The sequence below is a fragment of the Sphingomonas sp. 66-10 genome, from assembly GCF_001897045.1.
Taxonomy (GTDB): domain Bacteria; phylum Pseudomonadota; class Alphaproteobacteria; order Sphingomonadales; family Sphingomonadaceae; genus Sphingomonas; species Sphingomonas lycopersici.
Genome location: NZ_MKRR01000165.1, coordinates 1 through 3,408, shown reverse-complemented (window position 1 = coordinate 3,408; position 3,408 = coordinate 1). Strand labels below are relative to the sequence as shown.

Here is a 3,408-nt window from a genome sequence, read left to right as displayed (position 1 = left end):
CGGGCGACAGCCTGGCCCGCTACGGCCGCAATCTGCGCCCGATCAGCGGCTCGACGGCCGACCGCCGGCCCAAGCACCAGCCTCTGTTCCACTATCCCTACGCCGAATGGCGCCCGGCGCTGGACGCCCTGGCCGCCTCGGCCGAGACCGACCCGCACCTCGGCCACGCCCTGGAATTCCTCAATCCCGCCGATGGCGGCGCGATCATGCCGACCATCTCGGCCCATGTGCGCCTGCTCCCCGCCGGCTTCGCCACCCGCCCCCGCCGGTCGACCGACGGCACGGTTTTCGTGGTGGTGGAAGGCGAGGGTTCGGCCATTATCGATGGCGTGACGATCCCGCTGACGCCCCGCAAGATCGTCGCGGCGCCCTCGTGGCGCTCGGTCGAATTCAAGGCTGATACCCCGCTCGTCCTGTTCGGGTTCTCCGACAAGACGGCGCAGGAAAAGCTCCATCTGTACAAAGAGGACTGCGCGTGAACCTGCCCACCGCCCAAGCCCCGACGCTCGCCAAGACCAGCGACGGCCGCGACTTCCCCGTGCGCCGCGTGTTCTGCGTCGGCCGCAACTACGCCGCCCACGCCCGCGAAATGGGCCGCGACCCGGATCGCGAGCCGCCGTTCTACTTCGCCAAATGGGCCGAGACCGTCGTGCCATCGGGCAGCAAGGTCACCTACCCGCCGAAGACCGCCAACTATCACTATGAAGCCGAGCTGGTGGTCGCCATCGGCGTCGGCGGTCGCAACATCTCGACCGAGAGCGCGCTGGAACACGTCTGGGGCTACGCCACCGGCCTCGACATGACCCGCCGCGACCTGCAGCTGGAAGCCCGCGGCCAGGGTCGCCCCTGGAGCACGGGCAAGAACTTCGAGCAGTCGGCGCCGCTCGGCCTGATCCACCCGGTCTCGGAAGTCGGCCACCTGGCCAAGGGGCCGATCGAGCTGACCGTCAATGGCGAGACCAAGCAGAAGGGCGACCTTGAGGAGCTGATCTGGCCGGTCGAGGACGTGATCGCCAACCTCTCGACGCTCTACACCCTGCAGCCCGGCGACCTGATCTTCACCGGCACCCCGGCCGGCGTCGGCCCGGTCGTGCCCGGCGATGTGGTCAAGGTGACCATCGAGGGCCTGAGCGACACTGTCATCACCATCGTCCCGCCCGAAGCCTGATGATGAAGCTGCACAGCTTCTTCCGGTCGGGCGCCAGCTATCGCGTCCGCATCGCCCTGGCCCTCAAGGGCCTCGCCTATGAGACCGTGGCGCACAACCTGCGCACCGGCGAGCACAAGCAACCGGAGTTCCTGCGGCTGAACCCGCAGGGCTTCGTGCCGGCGCTCGAACTCGACGACGGCACGGTGCTGACCCAGTCGCTGGCCATCTGCGAGTACCTGGAAGACGCCTTCCCCGCCGCCCCCGCCCTGCTGCCGGCCGATCCGGCCCTGCGGGCGCGGGTGCGGGCGTTCTGCGATGTCATCGCCTGCGACACCCACCCGGTGCAGAACCTCAAGGTGCTGGGCCGCCTGCGCGCCGCTGGTCTCGACGAGGCCGGCGTCAACGGCTGGGCGGCCAAGACCATCGAGGACGGCTTCGCCGCCTGCGAGACCCTGATCGCCGACCAGCCCGGCCCGTTCTGCTTCGGCGATGCGCCCACCCTCGCCGACGCCTTCCTCGTGCCGCAGTTCGTCAACGCCCGCCGTTTCGGCGCCAAGCTGGACGCCTTCCCGCGCCTGCTGGCCGCTGAGGCCGCCTGCCTGGCCCTGCCCGCGTTCAAGGCGGCGGCGCCGGAAAGCCAACCGGACGCCGACTAGGCGTCCCAATCATAAGAAAAGCCGTCAGGGAGGAACCCATGGCCAACACGGTCCAGCTTGCCGAGGTCATCGACAACCGTAAGCTTACCCCGTTCCAGATGGGCCTCTTCGCCCTCTGCGCCCTGGTGCTGTTCTTCGACGGCTTCGACGTGCAGGCCATCGGCTTCGTCGCCCCGGCCATCATCAAGGACTGGAGCCTGCCGCCGGGTGAGCTCGGCCCGGTGTTCTCCGCCGGCCTGTTCGGCCTGATGCTCGGCGCCCTGCTGATCGCGCCCCTGGCCGACAAGGTCGGGCGCAAGCCGATCATCCTCGTCTCCGCCGCCCTGTTCGGGGTCTTCACCCTGGCCACCGCCTGGGCGGACTCGGTCGCCAGCCTGCTGGCCTTACGCTTCCTCACCGGCCTCGGGCTCGGCGGCTGCATGCCCAACGCCATCGCCCTGACCTCGGAGTATGCGCCCGCTCGGCAGCGCGCCTTCCTGATCACCATGATGTTCAACGGCTTCAGCCTGGGCTCGCTGGTCGGCGGCGTGCTGGCCGGTCAATTCATCCCGACCTACGGCTGGCGCGCGGTGTTCATCGTCGGCGGCGCCCTGCCGCTGCTGGCCCTGCCGCTGTTCCTCTTCGCCCTGCCGGAGTCGGCGCGCTTCCTGGCCCTGGCCGGCAAGGCGCCGGACAAGGTCGCCAAGATCCTGCGAAAGCTCGACCCGCGCCTGCCCGCCGACGTCGCCCTGGCGCCCGAGGCGGTCTCTGGCGGCCGCATGTCGGTGGCGGAGCTCTTCCGCCACGGCCAGGCCCCGCGCACCCTACTGCTGTGGCTGGTGTTCTTCTGCAGCCTTCTGGTCATCTACATGATGGTCAACTGGCTCCCGACCCTGATGACCTCGGTGGGCGCCAGCATCCGCCAGGCCGTCACCCTCGGCATCTGGATGCAGGTCGGCGGCATCGTCGGCTCGCTGGTTCTCGGCTGGATCATCGACCGCAAGGGGCCGAGCACGGCCCTGATCCCCGCCTACCTGGGGGCCGCCGCCTGCGTGGCCGGGGTCGCCTATCTGGCGGGCGGCGGGCTCGGGGTGCTGGCCCTTGTGGTGTTCGGCGTCGGCTTCGGGGTGATCGGCGGCCAGACCGGCGCCAACGCCGTGGCGGCCACCGTCTATCCGACCCACGTTCGTTCGACCGGGGTGGGCTGGGCGCTGGGGATCGGCCGCATCGGCTCGATCGTCGGCCCGGCCGTGGGCGGGGTGCTGATCTCGCTGCAGGCGCCGGTGAAATCGATCCTGCTGCTCACCTCCATCCCGGCGATGATCGCCGCCCTGGCCGTGATCGCGCTGGGACTGCTGCCTAAGAAGGCCTAGACGCCCTCTTCCTCCGCCAAGGCCGCGTAGACCTCGTTGGGGAAGCGGCGGTGGACCCAGAACCACTCCTCGGGTCGCTCGCGGATGCGCGCCTCCATGAAGGCGTTCACGGCGTCGACCCCGGCCTTGATGTCGGCCGACCGGTCGCCGGTGTTCGGCACTTCGATGGGATCGTGCACCACGGCGCGGAAGGTCGCCCCCTTCAGCCGCTGCACGCTCATCGGCTGCAGCACCGTGCCGAACCGCAGGG

Annotated in this window: 5 protein-coding genes; 4 read left to right on the top strand and 1 reads right to left on the bottom strand. The window is 69.9% G+C overall.

Annotated features, from left to right (window positions below; translation table 11 throughout):
- The 4 genes from BGN95_RS25875 to BGN95_RS25860 all read left to right on the top strand — a co-directional run.
- Positions 1 to 479 (top strand): cupin domain-containing protein (locus BGN95_RS25875; protein ID WP_502688356.1); only part of this gene is annotated, 479 nt, incomplete at its 5' end.
- A complete protein-coding gene (locus BGN95_RS25870; protein WP_286774494.1) occupies positions 476 to 1,168 on the top strand; it encodes a fumarylacetoacetate hydrolase family protein in 693 nt (230 codons plus the stop codon). The genes BGN95_RS25875 and BGN95_RS25870, both read left to right, overlap by 4 nt.
- 2 nt (positions 1,169 to 1,170) lie before the next feature.
- Positions 1,171 to 1,806, top strand: a complete 636-nt coding sequence (maiA, locus tag BGN95_RS25865) for a maleylacetoacetate isomerase (RefSeq protein WP_286774495.1) — start codon at positions 1,171 to 1,173, stop codon at positions 1,804 to 1,806.
- A 38-nt stretch (positions 1,807 to 1,844) separates the two neighbouring features.
- Positions 1,845 to 3,158, top strand: coding sequence for an MFS transporter (locus tag BGN95_RS25860; protein WP_286774493.1), 1,314 nt, complete (start codon positions 1,845 to 1,847; stop codon positions 3,156 to 3,158).
- On the opposite strand, the gene BGN95_RS25855 is transcribed toward BGN95_RS25860, so the two are convergent.
- The coding region (locus BGN95_RS25855) for an LpxL/LpxP family acyltransferase (RefSeq protein WP_286774492.1) at positions 3,155 to 3,408 on the bottom strand (254 nt) is incomplete at its 5' end. The genes BGN95_RS25860 and BGN95_RS25855 overlap by 4 nt on opposite strands.

Coding starts and splice junctions, on each gene's coding strand:
- BGN95_RS25860 (WP_286774493.1), top strand. CDS start 1,845: ATGGCCAACACGGTCCAGCTTGCCGAGGTCATCGACAACCGTAAGCTT.
- maiA (WP_286774495.1), top strand. CDS start 1,171: ATGAAGCTGCACAGCTTCTTCCGGTCGGGCGCCAGCTATCGCGTCCGC.